The sequence below is a fragment of the Petropleomorpha daqingensis genome, assembly GCF_013408985.1.
GTDB classification, from domain to species: domain Bacteria; phylum Actinomycetota; class Actinomycetes; order Mycobacteriales; family Geodermatophilaceae; genus Petropleomorpha; species Petropleomorpha daqingensis.
The window spans coordinates 2219060-2238588 of the sequence record NZ_JACBZT010000001.1; the positions used below are offsets into that span (position 1 = coordinate 2219060).

Annotated in this window: 19 protein-coding genes, 2 tRNA genes and 1 pseudogene; 8 read left to right on the forward strand and 14 right to left on the reverse strand. The window is 73.1% G+C overall.

All coding sequences use genetic code 11. From position 1 onward, the window contains the following. Positions 1–8: 8 nt before the first annotated feature. A complete protein-coding gene (locus tag GGQ55_RS10930; protein WP_179716621.1) occupies positions 9–530 on the reverse strand; it encodes a CGNR zinc finger domain-containing protein in 522 nt (173 codons plus the stop codon). 108 nt (positions 531–638) lie between these two features. Between GGQ55_RS10930 and GGQ55_RS10935 the strand changes: the two genes are divergently transcribed. The 4 genes from GGQ55_RS10935 to GGQ55_RS10950 all read left to right on the forward strand — a co-directional run bounded on the left by GGQ55_RS10935 (position 639) and on the right by GGQ55_RS10950 (position 2494). Further along, positions 639–1847, forward strand: a complete 1209-nt coding sequence (locus GGQ55_RS10935; RefSeq protein ID WP_179716623.1) for an MFS transporter — start codon at positions 639–641, stop codon at positions 1845–1847. A 162-nt stretch (positions 1848–2009) separates the two neighbouring features. Further along, positions 2010–2098: transfer RNA gene (locus tag GGQ55_RS10940), tRNA-Ser, on the forward strand. Between the two features lie 27 nt (positions 2099–2125). Continuing rightward, positions 2126–2198, forward strand: a tRNA-Arg gene (locus GGQ55_RS10945). 122 nt (positions 2199–2320) lie between these two features. Further along, positions 2321–2494 (forward strand): hypothetical protein, encoded by a 174-nt coding sequence (locus GGQ55_RS10950; protein ID WP_179716625.1) that lies wholly within the window; start codon positions 2321–2323, stop codon positions 2492–2494. Here the strand turns inward: GGQ55_RS10950 and GGQ55_RS10955 are convergent. Genes GGQ55_RS10955 through GGQ55_RS10965 form a run of 3 tightly spaced genes read right to left on the reverse strand, consistent with a single transcriptional unit; the run spans position 2470 to position 4673 of the window. Beyond that, entirely contained in the window at positions 2470–3252 is a 783-nt protein-coding gene (locus tag GGQ55_RS10955; RefSeq protein WP_179716627.1) for an alpha/beta fold hydrolase, read from the reverse strand. The genes GGQ55_RS10950 and GGQ55_RS10955 overlap by 25 nt on opposite strands. A gap of 39 nt (positions 3253–3291) precedes the next feature. Next, positions 3292–4068, reverse strand: a complete 777-nt coding sequence (locus GGQ55_RS10960) for an alpha/beta fold hydrolase (RefSeq protein ID WP_179716628.1) — start codon at positions 4066–4068, stop codon at positions 3292–3294. Positions 4069–4091: 23 nt separating this feature from the next. Next, a complete protein-coding gene (locus tag GGQ55_RS10965) occupies positions 4092–4673 on the reverse strand; it encodes a TetR/AcrR family transcriptional regulator (RefSeq protein ID WP_179716631.1) in 582 nt (193 codons plus the stop codon). Between the two features lie 93 nt (positions 4674–4766). On the opposite strand from GGQ55_RS10965, the gene GGQ55_RS10970 reads away from it, so the two are divergent. The 3 genes from GGQ55_RS10970 to GGQ55_RS10980 all read left to right on the forward strand — a co-directional run bounded on the left by GGQ55_RS10970 (position 4767) and on the right by GGQ55_RS10980 (position 7781). After that, positions 4767–5138, forward strand: coding sequence for a cupin domain-containing protein (locus GGQ55_RS10970; RefSeq protein ID WP_179716632.1), 372 nt, complete (start codon positions 4767–4769; stop codon positions 5136–5138). Between the two features lie 5 nt (positions 5139–5143). Then, on the forward strand, positions 5144–5338 hold the full coding sequence (locus GGQ55_RS10975) for a DUF1059 domain-containing protein (protein ID WP_179716634.1): 195 nt from the start codon (positions 5144–5146) through the stop codon (positions 5336–5338). Positions 5339–5558: 220 nt separating this feature from the next. Next, on the forward strand, positions 5559–7781 hold the full coding sequence (locus GGQ55_RS10980) for an MMPL family transporter (RefSeq protein WP_179716636.1): 2223 nt from the start codon (positions 5559–5561) through the stop codon (positions 7779–7781). Positions 7782–7883: 102 nt separating this feature from the next. On the opposite strand, the gene GGQ55_RS28355 is transcribed toward GGQ55_RS10980, so the two are convergent. From GGQ55_RS28355 to GGQ55_RS11010, 6 genes and pseudogenes are all read right to left on the reverse strand, one after another. Beyond that, complete coding sequence (locus GGQ55_RS28355) at positions 7884–8105, reverse strand: hypothetical protein (protein WP_179714519.1); 222 nt, start codon at positions 8103–8105, stop codon at positions 7884–7886. A 184-nt stretch (positions 8106–8289) separates the two neighbouring features. Further along, positions 8290–8748: pseudogene (locus GGQ55_RS28360) on the reverse strand (sugar transferase); the annotation flags it as partial. Next, the gene (locus tag GGQ55_RS10995; protein WP_179716638.1) at positions 8748–9404 is read right to left on the reverse strand and encodes an N-acetyltransferase; all 657 of its coding nucleotides are present in this window, start codon (positions 9402–9404) and stop codon (positions 8748–8750) included. The gene GGQ55_RS10995 and the pseudogene GGQ55_RS28360, both read right to left, overlap by 1 nt. Continuing rightward, a complete protein-coding gene (locus GGQ55_RS11000) occupies positions 9401–10513 on the reverse strand; it encodes a DegT/DnrJ/EryC1/StrS family aminotransferase (protein WP_179716641.1) in 1113 nt (370 codons plus the stop codon). Before GGQ55_RS11000 ends, GGQ55_RS10995 begins: the two co-directional genes overlap by 4 nt. Then, positions 10510–11577: a Gfo/Idh/MocA family protein gene (locus GGQ55_RS11005; protein ID WP_218859249.1), complete on the reverse strand. Its 1068-nt coding sequence runs from the start codon at positions 11575–11577 to the stop codon at positions 10510–10512. Before GGQ55_RS11005 ends, GGQ55_RS11000 begins: the two co-directional genes overlap by 4 nt. 236 nt (positions 11578–11813) lie before the next feature. Further along, positions 11814–13676: a hypothetical protein gene (locus tag GGQ55_RS11010; RefSeq protein WP_179716645.1), complete on the reverse strand. Its 1863-nt coding sequence runs from the start codon at positions 13674–13676 to the stop codon at positions 11814–11816. A gap of 55 nt (positions 13677–13731) precedes the next feature. Between GGQ55_RS11010 and GGQ55_RS11015 the strand changes: the two genes are divergently transcribed. Next, positions 13732–13911, forward strand: coding sequence for a hypothetical protein (locus tag GGQ55_RS11015; protein WP_179716647.1), 180 nt, complete (start codon positions 13732–13734; stop codon positions 13909–13911). Between the two features lie 1078 nt (positions 13912–14989). Here the strand turns inward: GGQ55_RS11015 and GGQ55_RS11020 are convergent. The 4 genes from GGQ55_RS11020 to GGQ55_RS11035 form a co-directional block, all read right to left on the reverse strand. Further along, positions 14990–15496 carry an Hsp20/alpha crystallin family protein gene (locus tag GGQ55_RS11020; protein WP_179716649.1) on the reverse strand — a complete coding sequence of 169 codons (507 nt, stop codon included), beginning with the start codon at positions 15494–15496 and terminating at the stop codon, positions 14990–14992. A gap of 58 nt (positions 15497–15554) precedes the next feature. Continuing rightward, positions 15555–17024, reverse strand: a complete 1470-nt coding sequence (locus GGQ55_RS11025) for an NAD-dependent succinate-semialdehyde dehydrogenase (protein ID WP_179716651.1) — start codon at positions 17022–17024, stop codon at positions 15555–15557. A gap of 47 nt (positions 17025–17071) precedes the next feature. Further along, positions 17072–17869, reverse strand: coding sequence for an alpha/beta fold hydrolase (locus GGQ55_RS11030; protein WP_179716653.1), 798 nt, complete (start codon positions 17867–17869; stop codon positions 17072–17074). A 231-nt stretch (positions 17870–18100) separates the two neighbouring features. After that, a complete protein-coding gene (locus GGQ55_RS11035; protein ID WP_179716656.1) occupies positions 18101–19390 on the reverse strand; it encodes an alpha-hydroxy-acid oxidizing protein in 1290 nt (429 codons plus the stop codon). Positions 19391–19529: the final 139 nt, after the last annotated feature.

The following is a 19529-nucleotide window of genomic DNA, read 5'->3' on the forward strand; positions in this document are numbered from 1 at the left end:
CCTCCGAGTCAGGCCTTCCGGCGGGCGCGGTAGGCCGCGACCGTCGAGCGGCTGGCGCAGGTGTTCGAGCAGTACCGGCGGCTGGCGTTGCGCGAGGTGTCCACGTAGACGTTGTCGCAGTGCTCGGCCGAGCAGACGCCCAGGCGCTGCCACCCGTGCTGCACGACCACCTGCGACAGGCCCATCGCGACCGTCGTCGTCAGCTGCTCGAGCGCCGGGGAGTCCGCGCTGGCGTAGTGCAGGTGCAGCTCGCCGTCGTGGTCGGTGGCGTAGGGGCGCGGCCGGGCGAGCGCGAGCAGCTCGTTGAGCCGCGCGATCACCGCCTCCTGCGAGTCGGCGAGCGCGACCGCGCGGATCAGCTGCGAGGTCTCGCGCACCTTCCCGGCGTCGCGACCGCTCAGCGTCAGCGCCGTCCCGGGTGCGAACCACTCGGCGTGGGATGTGAGAAAGGTCTCCGGGGCCTCTAGCTGGGCGTTCGCCAGGTCGATGGCTATTTCGACAGCACCTGACCCGTAGGTGTCGTAGTCCATTTGACTCCCTACCTCCGGCTCGTTACCGTCGGGATTACGTAGGGGGTCAACGATGGTTGACCACCTACAGATTCCACTTTCCAGCAAGTAGTTGAAACGAGTTCTCCCGTGCGTGCGTACCTCACCGTCTGGCGGCTGCCGTCCGCCCCGGTGCTCCTGGTGGCCGGCTTCGCCGGCCGGTTGCCCTCTGCCATGGTCCCGTTGGCGCTGCTGCTCATGGTGCAGCAGCAGACCGGTTCCTATGCGGTAGCCGGGCTCGCGTCGGCCACGCACGGCATCGCGATGGCGCTCATGGCGCCGATCCTCGGCCGGCTGGCCGACCGCAAGGGCCCGCGTCGGGTGCTGCTCGCGCAGGCCTGCGTCTACCCGTTGCTGCTCGGTGGGCTGATCGCCGTCGTGCTCGGCGGGGCGCCGTCCTGGGCCGCGGTGGCCGGCTCGTTCGCCGCCGGCGCCTCGACGCCGTTGGTCTCCGGCACGGTCCGCGCGCTGTGGTCGCGGGTCGACCCGGCCGTGCGGCCGACCGCCTATGCGCTGGACGCCACGTTCACCGAGATGGTCTTCGTCGCCGGCCCGACGACGGTCGCCGCGCTCACCGTGCTCGCCACCCCGGCGATCGCGGTCGTGGTGGCCGGCGTCCTCGCCACCTATGGCGCGATCGCGATCGCGACGTCCGGGGCGATGCGCCGCTGGACGCCGTCGACCGAGCGCGCCGGCGGCATGCTCTCCACGGTGCTGGCTCCCGGCATGCCGCGGATCCTGCTCAGCGGTTCGGCCCTGATGCTCGGTTTCGGCGCGCTCGAGGTGGCCATCCCGGCGTTCGCCGAGCGGGCCGGCACGCCAGGCATGTCCGGCGTGCTGCTGGCCGTGTGGTCGCTGGGCTCGGTCGCCGGCGGCCTCTGGTTCGGCGCCCGCGTGGTCAGCGTCTCGCTGCCCCGCCTGTACCGCTGGGGGCTGCTGGGCGTGACGATCGGCCTCGCGCCGCTGGTCACGGTGTCCAGCCCGCTGGTGCTGGGTGCGCTGCTGTTCCTCGGTGGGACGGCGATCGCCCCGACGCTGACGGTGCAGAGCTCGCTGGTCAGCACGATCGCGCCGGCACATGCGACCACCGAGGCCTTCACCTGGCTGTCGACGATCGCGTTCGGCGCCTCGGCGATCGGCGCGGCCGTCGGCGGCGCGCTCATCGAGTCCTCGCTCGGGGTTCCGGCGTCGCTGGCCCTGGCCGCCGTCGGTGCGGCGCTGGCCGTCGCGCTCACGCTCGTGCCGGGTCGTCGTCCGTCGCTGCGGACGCCGGGCCCGCGCACGCCGGTCGCCGTCTGACCCGCCTGCCGAGTGAGCAGTTGCGGTCGCCCGCGTCGGCGCGCCGCCGCGTGTCGCCGACCGCAACTGCTCACTCGGCCTCGGTGGTCAGGGGGGTCGGCGGACGACTCCGGGCCGCTGGTAGTCTTCTCTCTCGGTGGTTCCGAGGGGACTCGGACCCCGGGAGGCTTCGCCTAGTCCGGTCTATGGCGCCGCACTGCTAATGCGGTTTGGGTTAATCCCCATCCCGGGTTCAAATCCCGGAGCCTCCGCGCACCACAACTGAACAGCACGACCATGCGCCCGTAGCTCAACGGATAGAGCATCTGACTACGGATCAGAAGGTTAGGGGTTCGAGTCCCTTCGGGCGCGCGTCTGGTTGAGACACCGATCTGCGCGCTTCCCCGACGGGGGAGGCGCGCAGATTCGTTTCCGGGCCGCTGTGGGCGCAGCCGTCGGTTGTGCGGAGACCACGGCGGGAGAACCATCTGCTCATGGAGCCGCAGCAGGAACCACTCGGCGACTACGGGTACGACGAGGTGCACGCCGACATCCGCCGTCCGTCCGGCCCCGCCGAGCCCCCGAAACCCGAGCCCGGCCGTGCGACCCCGCAGCGCACCCCGGAACTCGACCAGGACTACGGCTACGACGAGGCCCATTCCTTCTGAGCCCGCCGGATCGGGGCCACCGTCGGCACGGGGTCGTTGGTGAGGAAGTCCAGCAGGATCGCGTTCACCAGGTGCGGCTTCTCCTGGGTGAGGAAGTGCGACGTCCCCGGGACGACGGCGAGCTCGGCGTTCGGCAGAGCGTCGAACATGTCCACCGCGTGCCGGAGGGTCATCAGGTCGTCGTCGGCGAACATCACCAGCGAGCGGGCGGTGACCTGCCGCAGGTCGGCGATGTCGAGGTGAGGCTCGTACTTCATGAGCTCGCCGATCTTGGCGACGACGACCGGGAAGTGCGCCTCGCCGTCCGGTGACACCTCGCCGTAGGCCTTGCCGAGGAACGCCACCACCGCGGCGGCGTCGAACTCCATGTCCGGGCTGGCCTCGCCCGACTTGTCGAACCCGCCGCTGATCATTACCAGCCGGTCGATCAGATCCGGCCGCTGGATCGCCACCAGCAGCGCGACGAACGCGCCGTCGCTGTGCCCGACCACATGCGCCGGCCCGCCGAGGACCTCGTCGAGGAAGGCGATGGTGTCGTCGGCCATCACCCGGTATGTGATCGGCCCGTCGACATCGGCGGTGTGCCCGTGCCCCCGCCGTTCCGGCAGGTAGACGTGGAACCGCTCGGCGAGCGGCTCGATGTTGGGGTCGAACCACCGCGCGTCGACGAGCCCGCCGTGCAGCAGCACCAGCGGATCGCCGTCCCCGCGCTCGTCGTACCAGGTGTTCACCGCGCCGGTCTGCACGTAGGTCGCCATACGGCAGCGTCCCGCGTCCGGCCCGGAGGGGGGAACCCTTCAGAGCACGCGGCCGGCGAAGCCGGCGATGACCACGGCCACCTGGTCAGGGGCGCGCACGGTCGCGATGTGCCCCTGACCGGCCAGGATCTCGACCGGGTCGGCCCGGGGGAGGACGGCGGCCAGCGCGTCCAGCCCCGCCCGCAGGTGGGCGGGGCTGCGCTCACCGCCGAGCAGCAGCACCGGGACGTCGACCGCCGCGTACCGGTCGACCCCCACGCCGAGCGACTCCAGCGCCTCGTCGTCGGCGATCTGCCCCGCCGCGTGGGCCAGCAGCGGACGCCCGACGAAGGGCAGCAGCCGGAACACGAGGACGCCGAGCCTGTGGGCACCGACGATGTCGCGGGCGTGGATGATCATCGCCTCGCGCGGATCACCGCGGTCCAGCGCCGCCCGTGCCCGCCGCAGCGCCTCGCCGTCGATGGGCCGCCCGACCGGTGGCTCGTACAGCAGCAACCCCGCGAACCGCTGCTGCAGTGCTGTTTCGAGCACGACCACCGCGCCCGAGGAGTGGCCGACGACGAGCAACGGCTCGTCGACGGCGCCGGCGACGGTCAGCAGGTCCGCGACCTCGGCGGCCACCGCCTCGGCGCCGCCGACCGGCCTCGGCGTGCGGTAGGTCGGCCGGTCGTAGACCAGCACCCGGAACGCGCCGGCCAGTCGCTCGGCGACCGGGTTCCAGACCGCGCCGGTGGACCCGCCGGCGTGCACGAGCAGGATCGGCGGGCCGGCGCCGCGCTCGCTGACCGCCACCCCGCCGGCGCGGAAGGTGCGCACGGCCGCGGACCGTAGCAGCGCTGTCAGGCCGGGACGAGGCCGTTCAGCAGGCGGTCGGCGGCGGCGCTGAAGCGCTTGACGTCGCCGTCCAGACGCGTGATCAGCATCGCGCCCTCGAGGCCGCCGAGCACCATCGCCGCGACGTCGTCCGGACTGCCGAGCAACCGCAGGCTGCCCTCGGCGCTGCCCTGTTCGAGTACCCCGCGCAGCCACCCGGTGTTGGTCTCGAAGAACGCCGACACCGATGCCTGCAGGGGCTCGGGAAGCGTCTTGTACTCGGCGGCGAGCATGCCGCACAGGCACATCAGGTCGCGGCGGAGGACGTCGAGGTAGAGGTCGGCGTAGCCGCGGAGCTTCGCGGTGGCGTCCGGCGCGGTGTCGTCGAGGTCGTCCAGCGCGGCGGAGAAGCGCGTGGCGTAGCGCTCGATCAGCGCCTGGCCGAGCTCCGCCTTGCCCTTGAAGTGGTAGTGCAGCGCGGCCCGCGTGATGCCGAGCTCCTCGGCGACGTCGCCGTAGCTGAAGCCGTTGTAGCCGCGCACCTGCAGCATCCGCTCGGCGGTGTCCAGGATGCGCACCTTCGTCGGGACGTCGACGTCCTCGGTCATGGGACCTCCGACCCTGGTGCCTGACTTACGTGTAAGTAAGGCTACGCGCGCGGCCGCACTCCATCCAGCAGATCCTGCACCCGGAGGCACCCGATGCCCGAGACCCTCACGCAGCGCACCGAGCACCAGTCGTTCGGGGCGCCGGTGGAAGTACGCGAGTTCCCGCACGGCCGGGCGGAGATCGTGAAGCTCGGCGACGTCGAGATCGGCCGGCTGATCCTGGAACCGGGCTGGCGCTGGTCCAACGACGTCAAGCCGATCGCCGGCACCGACCTCTGCCAGGCCCCGCACATGCAGTACCACGTCAGCGGGACGGTCCACATCGTCATGGCTGACGGCACGGAGTTCGACGCGGGCCCCGGCGACGTCACCTCGCTGCCCGAGGGCCACGACGCCTGGGTGGTCGGCGACGAGCCCGCCGTCGTCGTCGACTGGTACGGCGCCAGCAACTACGCCAGGAAGTGACGGCGATGAGCCGCAGGATGGTCGACTGCCGCACCATCCCCAGCGAGATCAACTGCACGCTGACGATCGCCGGCGAGGAGGAAGAAGTCCTCGACGCCGCCGTGATGCACGCCGTCGACAAGCACGGGCACGCGAACACTCCTCGACTGCGCGAGGCGATCCGCGCCTCCCTCGTCGACGCCGAGCCCGCCCTGGCCTGACCCGCCCGGTCCGGGAAGTCCCCGAAGCCCCCCACCGCCCCCAGTCCAGGGGTGGATGGGGGCCTTCCCCGATGGTGGCCGAGAACGCCTCGCCGCGAGGCTTGCCGCGGCGGTGTTCGGGCTGGCCCGACCGCCCACCGGCCAGGTGGCGGGATGTGCGCGCGCCCCGCCCGACGGCAGGTTCGATGCGGCAGCTCTTCCCACCTGAAGGGACACGGACGTGACCTCCTCACGCAACATCGCGGCGCGCGCGGGACGCTGGAGCGCGCGGCACCGCAAGACGGCGGTGTTCGGCTGGCTGGGCTTCGTCGTCCTGGCGATCGTGCTCGGCAGCCTGGTCCAGCGCGCCGAGATCACCCGCGCGGAGGGCGACGTCGGCCCGACCGCGCAGGCGCAGCGGATCCTCGACGCCCACGGGTGGAAGGACCCGGCGTCGGAGATGGTCCTGGTCCAGCGCCGCCAGGGGGCCACCTCCGACGCCGCCTCCGCCGCGCTCACCGACCTGGTCGACACCCTCGGCCGGACGGCGAACGTGACGAACGTGGCCAGCCCGCTGTCCGGGGCGCCGCTGACCTCCGCCGACGGCCGCTCGGCGCTGGTCACCTTCGACATCGCCGGGAACGCGGACGACGCCGACGGGAAGATCGACCCGATCCTCGACGCGGTCGCCGGAGTCGGCGACCGGCACCCGACGGTGCGCGTGGAGGAGTTCGGCGGGGCCAGCTCCGACGCCGCGCTCAACGACGCGCTCGACAGCGACTTCCAGCGCGCCGAGTACCTGGCGATCCCGATCACCCTCGCCGTCCTGCTGCTGACCTTCGGCGCCGTCGTCGCCGCCCTGCTGCCGCTGGTGTTCGCGCTGACCGCGTTCATCGGGGCACTGGGGCTGCTGACCTTCGCCAGCCAGATCTGGCACGTCAACGCCACCGCGCAGACGGTCATGCTGCTGATCGGCCTGGCCGTCGGCGTCGACTACTCGCTCTTCTACCTCAAGCGCGAGCGCGAGGAACGGGCCCGCGGGGCCGGGGCGCTGGACGCGCTGGACATCGCCGCCGCGACCTCCGGCCGGTCGGTGCTCATCTCCGGGCTGACCGTCATCGTCGCGATGGCCGGCATCTTCCTCACCGGCTCGGCGGTCTTCACCGGCATCGGCCTGGCCACGATCCTGGTCGTCGCGTGCTCGGTGGTCGGCTCGCTGACCGTGCTGCCGGCGACCATGGCGTGGCTCGGCGACCACATCGAGTGGGGCCGCATCCCGTTCCTGCACCGCGGCTCGGCCCGGCCGTCGCGGGTCTGGTCCGTCGTCCTGGGGTTCGTGCTGCGCCGGCCGGTGATCGCCGCCGTCGTCGCCGGCGGCACGCTGGTCGCGCTCGCCGTCCCGGCGATCGGGCTGCACCTGCGCAACGAGGGGATCCAGGACCTGCCGCAGGACCTGCCGATCATCCAGACGTACAACCGGATCGCCGAGGCGTTCCCCGGCGGCTCGTCACCGGCAGAGGTCGTCGTCGAGGCGCGGTCGGTCGCCACGCCCGAGATGCAGGCGGCGATCGGCGAGCTGCGCTCGCGGGCGCTGGGCACCGGCGACATGAACGAGCCGATCGACGTCCGGACCACCGACGACGGGCAGGTCGCCGTCGTCTCGGTGCCCCTGGTCGGGGACGGCGAGGAGCAGAGGTCGGTCGACGCGCTGCACGAGCTCGAGCGGATCGTGGACGACACGGTCGGCAGCGTGGACGGCGCCACCGCGGTGGTGACCGGCGAGACGGCGGGTTCCGTGGCCTTCCGCGGGCTGCTCGCCGAGCGGACGCCGTGGGTGTTCGCGTTCGTGCTGGTGCTGGCCTTCGGGCTGCTGCTGGTCTCGTTCCGCTCGCTGGTGGTCGCGGTCACCGCGATCGTGCTCAACCTGCTGTCGGTCGCGGCGGCCTACGGCACGCTCGTGCTGGTCTTCCAGGAGGGCTGGGGCGGCTCGCTCATCGGGCTGCAGAACACCGGCGCCATCGTGACCTGGATCCCGCTGATGCTCTTCGTGATCCTGTTCGGCCTGTCGATGGACTACCACGTGTTCATCCTCAGCCGGATCCGTGAGGGCCATGACCGCGGCCTGTCCACGCGCGACGCCATCCGGCACGGGATCACCTCGTCGGCCGGGGTGGTCACCAGCGCGGCGATCATCATGGTGTTCGTCTTCGGCACCTTCGTGACCCTGTCGACGACGAACATGAAGCAGATCGGCCTGGGTCTGGCGGTCGCGGTGCTGCTCGACGCCACCGTCGTCCGGGCGCTGCTGCTGCCGGCCGTGATGCAGCTGCTCGGCGAGCGCAACTGGTACCTGCCGCGCTGGCTGAACTGGCTGCCGACGCTGTCCCACGAGACCGTGCCGGCGCCCTCGGTGGAGATCCCGAGGCCGCGGGTCGACGAACCGCTGGTCCTCACCCGCGACTGAGCGCAGCGTTGATCAGGTGACCTGATCAACGGCTGTCCTCCCGCACCAACGCTGGTGCGGGAGGACAGCTTTCGATCAGGTCACCTGATCACCGCCGCCCCCTCACAGGCCGCGGCGGCGGGCCATCGAGGGGAGCAGGGCGATCTCGCACAGGCCCGGGAGCGGGTCGCGCAGCGAGAACACCGCCTCCTCGTCGACGTGGCGCAGCGAGGTGAGGTACTCGCGCAGCCGCAGGGTGCCCCGGCGGATGTCCCGCACGGCGTTGGGGACGTCGGTGGACAACCGCGCCCACCGCACGCCGGCCCGCGCGGTCGCCGGCGGCACCTCCTCGCCGAGCTGGTCGAGGTTGAGCAGGTACGGGAAGTCGACGCCGGCCGCGCGACCGAGCGTGTGATAGCCCCAGGTCCGGGCCCGTGCCGATCAGGGCGACGGCGGTGTCGGTCATGGAGGTCTCCCGAAGAGGTAGCAGGGCGCAGATCAGCGACCGTCCGCCCGGCGGAGGCCGTGGTCCGACGAGCGCCATCTCGCCGCGCAGCACGTTGACCAGCTGAGGCAGCTCGTCCAAGCCGCTCCGGCGCAGCCACCGGCCGATCCGCGTGATCCGCGGGTCGTCCGGCAGCTTGTACAGCCCGTCGCCGGTCCGGACGACGACCGCCGGTTCGGCGAGCAGCGCCTGGACGTACTCGCGGTGCAGCCGGTCGTCGCAGCCGGCGCTCATCGTGCGGAACTTGAGCATCACGAATGGACGGCGGCCCTGCCCCAGCCGCTCTTGGCGGAACAGCACGGGGCCGCGGGAGGTGCACCGGACCGCCACGGCCACAGCCACGGCGACCAGGACCGGCCACAGCAGTGCGAGGAGGACGGCGGCCACCGTCACGTCCAGGACCCGGGTGGCCGGGCCGGGATGGCGGACGGCGGGCGGCGGGTGCCGCACGGCTGCGGGCGCCCGCTGCGGGGTGTGCAGCATCAGGGCCTCCCCTCCGTGAAGCGGTAGCGGGAGGCGCTCCCGTTGACCGGGCGAACCCGGCTCTCGACCGGGACGAGCCCGGCGACGGAGCCGCGGACGGTCGCCGGGTTCCCGAAGGCGACGCACCCCTCGGGCAGGTCGCGGGCGACGACCGCGCCGGCCCCGACGAGCGCCCCGGCGCCGATGTGCACGAACGGCAGGACCGTGACGTTGACCCCGAGGCGGGCCCCCGCCCCGATGACCGGCCCGGACATCACGTTCCGCGATTCCTCGCTGCCCGGGTAGAGGTCGTTGGCGATGGTCACGCCGGGGGCGAGGAACGCATCGGGGCCGATCTCGGTGAACTGGGCGACGTAGCAGTTGGCGTGGATCTTCACCCCGTTGCCGATCCGGCAGCCGTAGTCGATCACCGTGCCGGACCAGATGCAGACGTCGTCGCCGACGTCGCACTCCTCCCGGACGACGACGTGGTGACCGGTCTCGAAACGGTCGCCGAAGCGCGATCCCAGGTACAGGACCGTGCCACTGCGCAGCCGGGCAGCCTCCCCGACGACCAGCCGTCCGTCGGTCGGGCGAGCCGGGGCGTAGCCGATCCGCACGCCGCTGTCCGTGCGGAGACCGGCTCCCACCTGCACCCCGGTGGTCAGCGCCGTCATGACCGGCCCCGCAGACGGGAGAGCACCTGGCACACCCGGTCGACCTGCGCCACGGTCATCGTCGGTGAGAGCGGCAGCGACAGGATCCGCTCCGCTGCCCGGTCGGTGACCGGCAGCTTCTCGTCGACGAACTCGGCGAAGGCCGGCTGCCGGTAGCAGGGCACCGGGTAGTGCAGCCCCCAGCCGATTCCGGCGACGCTCATGACGTGCGTCGCGGCGGCCCGGTCGCGCACCTGCACCACGGCGAGGTGGTGCACCGACTCCGCCAGCCCGTGCTGCGCCAGGGGCATGCAGCGGCGCGGCAGCTGCTCCCGGTAGTGCTGCATCAGGACCCGGCGCTTGTGGTTCTGCTCGTCGAGCTTCGGCAGCTTCACGCTGAGCACGGCCGCCTGCAGGGTGTCCAGCCGGCTGTTGCGGCCGCTGACGTCGTGCACCCAGTGGCTCTCGCGCGCCCGGCCGTGGTTGGCCAGCTGCCGCACCCGCGACGCGATCTCGTCGTCGTCCGTGAGCACCGCGCCGCCGTCCCCGAGGGCACCCAGGTTCTTGGCCGGGTAGAAGCTGAAGGCGGCCGCCCGACCGATGCTGCCGGCCCGCCGGCCGCCGAACCGGGCCCCGTGAGCCTGGGCGGCGTCCTCCAGCAGCACGAGCCCGTGCCGGGCCGCGATGCTCTCCAACCGGTCGACCTCGGCCATCTGCCCGTAGAGGTGGACGGCGATGATCGCCACCGTGCGCGGGTTGATGGCCTCTTCGACGGCATCGGGGTCGATCTCCAGCGTGGTCGGCCGGACGTCTACGAAGCGGGGGAACGCGCCCGCCGCGCAGATCGCCTCCGCGGTGGCCACGAAGGTGTTGCCGGGCACGATCACCTCGTCGCCGGGCCCGATCCCCAGTGCGGCGAGGATCAGCTCGAGCGCGTCGGTGCCGTTGCCGACCCCTATGCAGTGCGCGCTGTCGCAGTACTCGGCGAACTCGCTCTCGAAGATCTCCACCTCCGGACCGCCGGTGAAGCGGCCGTGCCCGAGGACGTCGCGCCACGCCCGGTCGAGCTCCTTGCGCACCACCTCGTTGCCGGCCCGCAGGTCCAGGAACGGGATGAACGGGCTGATCATGATGCGATCCCAGGAACCGGGACCTCGAGGTCCGCGCCCCAGGGAGCTTCGGTCACGCCGACCAGGGACGTCGCACGGCCCTCGTTGCGCAGCGCGTCGTCAGTGGCGGCGAGCACACGGACCACGTCGAGACCGCGCTCGCCCGGCGTCTGCGGCCGGGTGCCGGACCGCAGGCACGCGATGAAGTGCCGGTCCTGCACGAGCAGCGGCTCCTCGAACGCGATGTACGGGGAGATGATGTCGCCGGTCCGGTACGAGACGGGCAGCGCGAAGGCGTCCGCCGGATCGGTGATCGCCGCGACGTCGACACCGATGTCGTAGATGCGGATGCGCTCGTTGTCCGACATGTCGTCGTACACCGCCATCCGCTTCTCGCCCACGACGGTGACCTGTCGGACCTTCCTGGGCGTCAGCCAGCTCACGTGCACGTAGGCGTGCGTCTGCGACCGGGGGAAGTCCAGCCGCAGGTAGGCGACGTCCGGGTGCTGAGAACTGATGTGGCTGTGCGCCCACACCGTCGCCTGCTCCGGCATCTCGTCGAGGACGAACGAGACGATCGAGATGTCGTGCGGTGCGAGATCCCAGATCACGTTCACGTCGCGCTGGTACCGGCCGAGGCTCAGCCGGGCGGTGTCGACGTAGAGGATCCGGCCGAGCGAGCCCGAGCGGACCAGTTCGCGCAGCTTCCAGACGGCCGCGTTGTACTCGAACGTGTGCCCGACCATCAGTTGCACGTCGTTCTCGTGGGCGGCCCGGACCAGCAGTTCGGCGTCCTCGACCGAGGTGGCCAGGGGCTTTTCGACGAGCACGTGCCGGCCGGCCTCGATGGCTCGGCGTGCCAGTCCGGTGTGGGTGCCGGGAGGGGTGGCGACGACGACGGCGTCGACCGAGCCCAGCACGTCGCCCAGACGGGTCGCCGTCCGGACGTTGGGGTGGTGAGCGGCCGCGTCGGCCAGGCGCTCGGGCTCACCGTCGACGATGGTCAGGTCGACGCCGGGCACGCTGCTGAGCACGCGCACGTGCTTCGAGCCCCAGTAGCCGTATCCGACCACGGCGAGGGACACGGGTTGCGTCGTGGGCGGGACCGGAGCAGGGCGGTGGGGAGTGGGTAGGGCGGAAGTGCCGTGGAGGGGCTTCTCATTCCTCATCTCAGGAGGTCCTTGAGGTTGCCCGCGGAGAACGCGGGAGGAAGACAGGTGGGGACCAGTAGTCCGCTGGAGCCGGTCGACCGGAGGGCCGGTCGGCCGGGATGCCGGGGCGCGAGCCCGCGGCGGCGATCAGGACAGGCGTCGCGCCTGGATCAGCCGGGTGGGCTTCCGGGGTCGTCGGGCAGGCCGGTCGGTCGCGCCCCGTCGTCGGAGACGAAGAAGGAGGACGCGGACGACGGCGCCGACCAGTCGGCGCCGGCCAGGGGTGCAGCGGCGTCGGTCGCGCCGTGAGCGTTCCGGCTGCCGCGTTCTGAGGTACCGACGTTCGTCCCGGCGCAGGAGCCCGCAGACGGCGAGGGCGGCGGGGGAACGGGCATGGGGCCGGCCGGTCCGAACGGCGCCGACGGCCCGGTCGGGCTGTTCAGCGGCTCGTCGGCGGACGACGTCACACGCGTCGGCTGGCTCACGACGGTCGTGGCGTGCCCGTGGGGGATCGCGCTCTCCGTCACCGTTACGAGGGCCCGGACGTAGGCCAGGTTCACGACGTCCGCGAGCGTGACGACGCCGTCCAGCCCCGCGCAGCCGGCCGGGAGCAGTTCTGCCGTGGGAGCGGACGTGACGAGCGGCTCGGGGGAGACGGCGGTGTCCGCGGCCAGGACGACCGGCGTGACGGAGGTGGCCGCGTTGTCCGTGGCGGGCGTGCTGCCGGCTGGCGTCTGCGGAGGCTCGGTCGGCTGCGTCGCTGGCGACGGCTGTCCGGCCTGTTGGCCGGTCGCGCTCGTGCTGTCAGCCTGATCGGGCGGGGTCTCGGACTGGCCGGGCGGGATCGTGCTCTGCCCCGGCGGGGTCTCGGACTGGCCGGGCGGGGTCTCGGACTGGCCGGGCGGGATCGTGCTCTGCCCCGGCGGGGTCTCGGACTGGCCGGGCGGGGTCTCGGACTGGCCGGGCGGGGTGGTGCTCTGCCCCGGCGGGGTCTCGGACTGGCCGGGCGGGGTCTCGGACTGGCCGGGCGGGGTCTCGGACTGGCCGGGCGGGGTGGTGCTCTGCCCCGGCGGGGTCTCGGCCTGCCCGGGCGGGGTCTCGGACTGGCCGGGCGGGGTGGTGCTCTGCCCCGGCGGAGTGTCGGCCTGCCCGGGCGGAGTGTCGGCCTGCCCAGGAGGGGTGGTGCTCAAGCCGGGCGGGATCTGGGTCTGGCCCGGCGGGGTGCTCGTGGGCCGCTCAACCGGAGGGTTGACCGCGGGCGGCGTGCCGACGTCGCTGCCGTCGGTGGCCAGTCCGGGCGGCGTTTGGGTCTGTCCCGGTGGGGTCTGGGGCTGGCCGGGCGGGGTGTCGCTCTGGCCAGGTGGGGTCCGGGTCTGTCCCGGCGGGGTGTGGACCTCTGCGGGCGGGATGGTGGTGATCGGGTCGGCCGGCGTGTCGGTGGCCGGCGGGGTGGTGCTGTCGTCGACCTGGCTAGGTGGGGTCTGGCTCTGGCCGGGCGGGGTCCGGGTCTGTCCCGGTGGGGTGTGGCTGTGGCCGGGTGGGGTGTTGGTCGGCGGGTCGGTCGGGGTGTCGGTGGTCGGGTCGGCCGGGGTGTCGGTGGCCGGCGGGGTGGTGCTGTCGTCGACCTGGCTGGGTGGGGTCTGGCTCTGGCCGGGCGGGGTGTCGCTCTGGCCGGGAGGAGTGTTGGCCTGTCCGGGTGGGGTGTGAGCCTGTCCGGGCGGAGTGCTGGCGGCCGGGTCGGTAGTCGTCGGGGGGGTGCTGTCGTCGACCTGGCCAGGCGGGGTCTGGTTCTGGCCGGGCGGGGTGTCGCCCTTTCCGGGCGGGGTGTCGCTCTGCCCCGGCGGGGTGTGGGCCTGGCCGGGCGGGGTGCTGATGGGCGGGTCGGCCGGAGGATCGGCCGGAGGGTCGGCGATCGGCGGGGTGGTGGTGCTGTCGTCGACCTGGCCGGGCGGGGTCTGGCTCTGGCCGGGCGGGGTGTCGCTCTGTCCGGGCGGGGTGTGGCCCTGGCCGGGCGGGGTGGTGCTGTCGTCCACCTGGCCGGGCGGGGTCTGGCTCTGGCCGGGCGGAGTGTCGCTCTGGCCTGGCGGGATGCTGTTGTCGACCTGGCCCGGCGGGGTGTTGTTCTGCGCGGGCGGAATCTTGGCCTGTCCGGGCGGCGTGCTGGTGGCTGAGTCGGCTGGCGGCTCAGCGGACGGCGGGGTCGTGGTGGTGCTGTCGTCGACCTGGCCCGGCGGAACCGTGCTCTGGCCGGGCGGGGTGTCGCTCTGACCCGGAGGAATGTGGGTCTGGTCGGTGGGGGTTTCGCTCTGGCCGGGAGGGGTCTGGCTCTGGCCGGGAGGGGTCTGGCTCTGGCCGGGCGGAGCGGCGGCTGGGTCGGCCGGAGTGTCGGCTGGGTCGGCCGGAGTGTCGGCTGGGTCGGCCGGAGGGTCGGCTGGAGTCTCGGTGGGCGGCGGAGTGCCGGCGGCTGCGTCGGCCGGAGGGTCGGCGGTGGGCGGCGTAGCGCTGCTGTCGTCGACCTGTCCCGGCGGGGTGTCGCTCTGGCCGGGTGGGGTGTTGGCCTGTCCGGGCGGGGTCCCGTCTTGTCCGGGCGGAACCGTGCTCTGGTCGGACGGGGTGTCGCTCTGTCCCGGCGGAGTCTGGTCCTGTCCGGGCGGGGTGGCGCTGCCGTCGATCTGACCGGGCGGAGAGTTCTGGCCGGGTGAGGTACCGCCTTGTCCGGGTGGAGTGCTGTCCTGGCCGGGCGGGGTGTTGCTCGGCTTGTCGGCCCCTGACTTGGCGCTCGTCGCAGCTGTCGCCGTGACGGTGCTGCCCTGCGCTGCCGGGGTGGCCCGGGCCGCTCCGGCCAGGAAAGCGAGGAACGCCCAGCCGCAGGCGAGGAGGAAGACGACGACCGGGTAGCGGACCCACACTCGAGGCTCGGCCGATTGTCGGTCAGCCGACTGTGCGACGGTCGTCGTGCTGGGCGGCGTACCGCCCAGCGACGACCTCGGACAGCCTGCTGACACGGACGGGCCCCTATTCTCAGGATGCCGGGGCCGCTGTCCTCCTCCTCGCGCTTCCGACGAGACGGCTCCGGCTGTGGACGCGCTTGGCGGATGCGGACATTTGTCCGAGGGTGGGTCCCGAGCAAGTCCCTGCCCCGCGCCTGTGCACGGCCCCGGTGCTGTCATCACCGTCCGTGACCGGTAGCGCGCCGAACCGAGCTACAGCTGGACAGGGTTCCGGAACGTTGTGACGGGATCCGTCCGTATCGACTGCGATGCGTGACGTGCGCTGCTGATGCAGCGTCCACGCGCTCGTGCCCTGCCTCCGTCGCGGAAGCAGGGCACGAGCACGGTCGGGAGGACTACTCCCGGGTGACCGTGATCCGGGTCGTCTCGGCGGCCGGAGGCTCGGCAAGCGGGATGCGGATCTCGAGGACGCCGTCGCGGTAGGTCGCCGAGATGTCGGACGGCTTCGCCCGCTCCGGCAGCGGCAGCGTGCGGGTGGAGGCACTGCGGCGCAGCTCCCGCCGGACGTAGTCGCGGCCGTCCTGCGCGCGCTCCTTCACCGTGATGCGCAGCGCGCCGTCCTCGGCGGTCAGCTCGACGTCCTGATCGGGATCGATGCCCGGCAGGGCCGCACGCACCACGTGCACGCCGCCGTCCCGGTACTCGTCGACCAGGATGGCCTCGCTCGCGCTCGGTCCGTCGGCGGCGTCCTCCCGCGGCGCGGTGCGGTCGGCCCGGGTGGCCTGCGCCCAGACCGACCCGTGGGGACGGTTCTCGCGCATCGTCCGGACCCAGTCGTCGAACATCTCCTCGAGCCGGCCGAAGTCGATCTGTGGCCCGCCCCAGCGTCCCTGTCCGTTCACGGTGTCTCCTCTCGCCCGTTCGTGGTCTGCCCAACGCGCGGCAGCCGCGTCCAGTGCCTCACAGCGGGAAGGAGATGTACTTCGCCTGCAGGTATTCGGCGATCCCCTCGTGACCGCCCTCCCGGCCGATGCCCGACTGCTTCACCCCGCCGAACGGCGCCGCCGGGTCGCTGACCACGCCGCGGTTGAGCCCGACCATGCCGAACTCCAGCGCCTCCGACAGCCGCAGTCCGCGGGCCAGGTCGCCGGTGTAGACGTAGGCGACCAGGCCGTACTCGGTGCCGTTGGCGTTGGCCAGCACCTCGTCGTCGGTCTCGAAGGGCACGATCGGCGCCACCGGGCCGAAGATCTCCTCCTCGGTGGCCGGCGAACCGGCGGGGACGTCGAGCAGCACGGTCGGCGGGTAGAACCAGCCCGGGCCGTCGGGGCGCTCGCCGCCGATCACCGTGCGGGCTCCGGCCGCGACGGTCTCGCGGACGATCCGCTCCACCTTCTCCACGGTGTCCTCGTTGACCAGGGGACCGAGCCCGACGCCGTCCTCGTCGCCGCGGCCGACCTTGATCGCGCCCATCTTCTCGGCCAGCTTCCGGCCGAACTCCTCCGCGACCGGCGCCTCGACGTAGAAGCGGTTGGCCGCCGTGCACGCCTCGCCGCCGTTGCGCAGCTTGGCCAGCATCGCGCCCTCGACCGCCGCGTCGAGGTCGGCGTCGGCGCAGACGACGAACGGCGCGTTGCCGCCCAGCTCCATCGAGCTGACCAGCACCTGGTCGGCGGCCTGCTTGAGCAGCACCCGGCCCACCTCGGTCGACCCGGTGAAGCTGATCTTGCGCAGCCGGGAGTCGCTCATCGCGACCTTGCTGACGTCGCTGGACCTGCTCGTCGGCAGCAGGTTGACCACGCCGTCCGGGACGCCGGCCTCGGCCAGCAGCTCGGCCAGCAATAGCGCGGTCAGCGGTGTCTCGCCGGCGGGCTTGACCAGCGACGTGCAGCCGGCGGCCAGCGCCGGTCCGAGCTTGCGGGTGAGCATCGCCGCCGGGAAGTTCCACGGGGTGATGAGCAGGCAGACGCCGACCGGCTGCCGGGTGACGACGGTGCGGGTGCCGCCGGCCGGGGCGATCCGGTAGTCGCCGTCGATGCGCACCGCCTCCTCGGAGAACCACCGGAAGAACTCCGCGGCGTAGGTCAGCTCGGCCTTGGCGTCGGTCAGCGCCTTGCCGTTCTCGCGGACCATGAGCAGCGCGAGGTCGTCGGCGCGCGCGTGCATCGCCTCGAAGGCGCGGCGCAGGATCTCCGAGCGCTTGCGCGGTGGGGTCGCCGACCACTCGGGCAGCGCGGCGTAGGCGGCGTCCATCGCCGCGGCGGTGTCGTCCTGGGTCGCATCGGCGACCTGGGCCAGGACGCCGGCGTCCGCCGGGTCGTGGACGTCGAACGTCGCGCCGGACGACGACGGGCGCCACTCGCCCGCGATGAACAGGCCGGTCGGGACCGGGCGGCTCACGCCCGGGACGTCGGCGTACAGATCGGCCATGGGGACCCTCCTCCGCTGGGGTGCTGGTCCCATCCTGCGCCGAACGGTCAGCCGGTCGCGACCGCTCCCCGGCCGGCGGAGGCGAGCACCAGCGCCGCCACCGCTGCGGGGTCGTCGGCCATGGGGACGTGCCCGCAACCAGGCAGGTCGGCCACGCGTCGGTCCGGTGGCAGCTCGTGGAGCCGGCGGTACCGACGGCGGATCAGCAGCCGGTCGCGGTCCCCGAAGGCGACGGTCACCGGGGCGGTGAAGGGGGCGTCGGCCGCGTAGTGCCGGTGCAGGGTGGCGGCGAGGACGGCGTCGAAGCCCGGCGCCGTGGCCATGGCCCGCAGCGCGCCCTTCGCCTGGGCCGGGCTCAGCCGCGTCGGTCGGCCGTGGGTCTGCCCGAGGACGGCGATGCGGCCGACGCGGGTGTCGACCGCGCGGGACAGCAGGCCACCCGCGTGCACCGACAGCCAACGGGAGCCGCGCAGGCTGACCCGGCAGTACAGCGGGGTGTCGCCCGGCCACATCCCGGCCGGTGAGAGCAGCGTCAGCGAGGCCAGCGGCCGCAGCGCCGCCAGTTCCAGCGCCACCCAGCCGCCGAGGGAGTTGCCCACGACGTGCGGCACGGCGAGGCCTTGCTCGTCGAGGAACGCGGCGACCGCGGCGGCCAGCGCCTTCGGGCTCGGTTCCTCCGCCAGGGGCGGGCTGTCGCCGAACCCGGGCAGGTCGACCGCGACGACGTCGAAGTGCTCGGCGAGCGCCGGGAGGACCGGCGCCCAGGACGCCCGCGAGAGGCCGAGGGCATGCAGCAGGACCAGGGGCGCGCCGGATCCGCTCCGGCTGTGCGCGAGTGCACTCATGCCCAGGAGACGCGAATGCCCGTGCCGATGTGACACGGGCCGTTTGTGGGGCGGGGGGCCGGTCCTGACGGTCTGGCCGCGTTGGTCGGTCCACCGAGCAGTCGGTGGCCACTCTCTGCCGGCTTCCCCCGCCCGCACACACTGTGACCGGGGTCACGCAGGCGGGTCAACCCCCGGTCGGCGTGTCGTCGTCCCCGGGCGTGTCCACCGCAGAAGTCGCGATTTCTGCTGTCAGGAGACGCGGCGGAGGACGGCGGGGGAGAGCTGGTCGACGCGGGTGTGGCCGGTCAGGCCGAGGGTCAGGTCGAACTCGGCGAGCACGTCCTCGACCACCTGCCGGACGCCGGCCTCCCCGGCCAGCGCCAGCCCCCACGCGAACGGCCGGCCGAGCAGCGCCGCCCGCGCCCCCAGCGCCACCGCGGTGAAGACGTCGGCGCCGCTGCGGATCCCGCTGTCGATCAGCACCGGCGCCCGGTCGTCGACCGCGGCGAGGACGTCGGGCAGCGCGTCGAGGGCGGCGATCGAGCGGTCCACCTGCCGGCCGCCGTGGGTGCTCACCACGATCCCGTCGACGCCCTCGTCCAGGGCCCGGCGGGCGTCGTCCGGGTGCAGGATGCCCTTGAGCACGATCGGCAGCCGGGTCCTCGAGCGCAGCCAGGCGAGGTCCGACCACGAGATCGACGGCCGCGAGTAGATGCCGAGGAAGGTCTCGACGGCGGCCCGAGGCAGCGGCGAGCGCAGGTTGGCCAGCAGCGGTCCCGGCCAGGCCCGCGCCATCCCGACCAGCGCCCGGACGGCGGACGGCGTGGGCAGCGGCTGCGGCTCGCGCGGCTGGTCGGCGGTGTCGGCCACCCGCCGCTCGACCAACCGGCGGAACACCGGGTCGGAGGTGTACTGCGCGATGCCCTTGCCCAGCGCGAACGGCAGGTGGCCCAGGTCGAGGTCGCGGGGCCGCCAGCCCAGCATCGTCGTGTCGAGGGTGACCGCGACCGCGTCGCAGCCGGCCGCTTCGGCGCGCTGCAGCAGGCTCTCCACCAGCTCGTCGGAGGTCGACCAGTACAGCTGGAACCAGCGCGGTGAGTCACCCATCGCCGCGGCGCAGGTCTCCATCGGCACCGAGGCCTGGTTGGAGAAGACCATCGGCACGCCGGCCGCGGCCGCGGCCCGGGCGACGGCGAGGTCGGCCTCGCCGTCCACCAGCTCGAGGGCGCCGACGGGGCCGAGCAGCAGCGGCGCGGGCAGCCGTCGTCCGAACAGCTCGATCGAGGTGTCGCGGTCGCTCGCGTCGCGCAGCACGCGGGGGACGACGGCCCACTTGTCGAAGGCGGCCCGGTTGGCCCGCTGCGTGGCCTCGTCGCCGGCACCGCCGGCCACGTAGGAGTAGGCGCGCGGGTTCAGCTTCCGCTTCGCCAGCCGCTGCAGGCCGCGGGCCGTCGTCGGCACCCGCGGGTGCCGGCCGTACACGCCGGCCCGGTAGACCTCGTTCTGCCGACGGCGCCCGGTTCCCGCTGCTGAGTCCACGGCGTCACCGTAGCCAGGCGAACTATTTGCCGACACGCCGCGCGACACGCCCGCTGGCCTGTGACAGGGGGGCGACTTTCCGTCACACCCAGGTGAGAATGACACGGCCGGGATCTGGGGGAGCACGCAATCGCAGGGC

Bases quoted from the DNA above. Each gene is read 5' to 3' on its own strand.
- GGQ55_RS10965 (WP_179716631.1), bottom strand. From the start codon at position 4,673: ATGACCGAGGACGTCGACGTCCCGACGAAGGTGCGCATCCTGGACACC.
- GGQ55_RS10975 (WP_179716634.1), top strand. From the start codon at position 5,144: ATGAGCCGCAGGATGGTCGACTGCCGCACCATCCCCAGCGAGATCAAC.
- GGQ55_RS10995 (WP_179716638.1), bottom strand. From the start codon at position 9,404: ATGACGGCGCTGACCACCGGGGTGCAGGTGGGAGCCGGTCTCCGCACG.
- GGQ55_RS11015 (WP_179716647.1), top strand. From the start codon at position 13,732: ATGCTGTTGTCGACCTGGCCCGGCGGGGTGTTGTTCTGCGCGGGCGGA.
- GGQ55_RS10955 (WP_179716627.1), bottom strand. From the start codon at position 3,252: ATGGCGACCTACGTGCAGACCGGCGCGGTGAACACCTGGTACGACGAG.
- GGQ55_RS10970 (WP_179716632.1), top strand. From the start codon at position 4,767: ATGCCCGAGACCCTCACGCAGCGCACCGAGCACCAGTCGTTCGGGGCG.
- GGQ55_RS10930 (WP_179716621.1), bottom strand. From the start codon at position 530: ATGGACTACGACACCTACGGGTCAGGTGCTGTCGAAATAGCCATCGAC.
- GGQ55_RS11030 (WP_179716653.1), bottom strand. From the start codon at position 17,869: ATGAGTGCACTCGCGCACAGCCGGAGCGGATCCGGCGCGCCCCTGGTC.
- GGQ55_RS10950 (WP_179716625.1), top strand. From the start codon at position 2,321: ATGGAGCCGCAGCAGGAACCACTCGGCGACTACGGGTACGACGAGGTG.
- GGQ55_RS11025 (WP_179716651.1), bottom strand. From the start codon at position 17,024: ATGGCCGATCTGTACGCCGACGTCCCGGGCGTGAGCCGCCCGGTCCCG.
- GGQ55_RS11000 (WP_179716641.1), bottom strand. From the start codon at position 10,513: ATGATCAGCCCGTTCATCCCGTTCCTGGACCTGCGGGCCGGCAACGAG.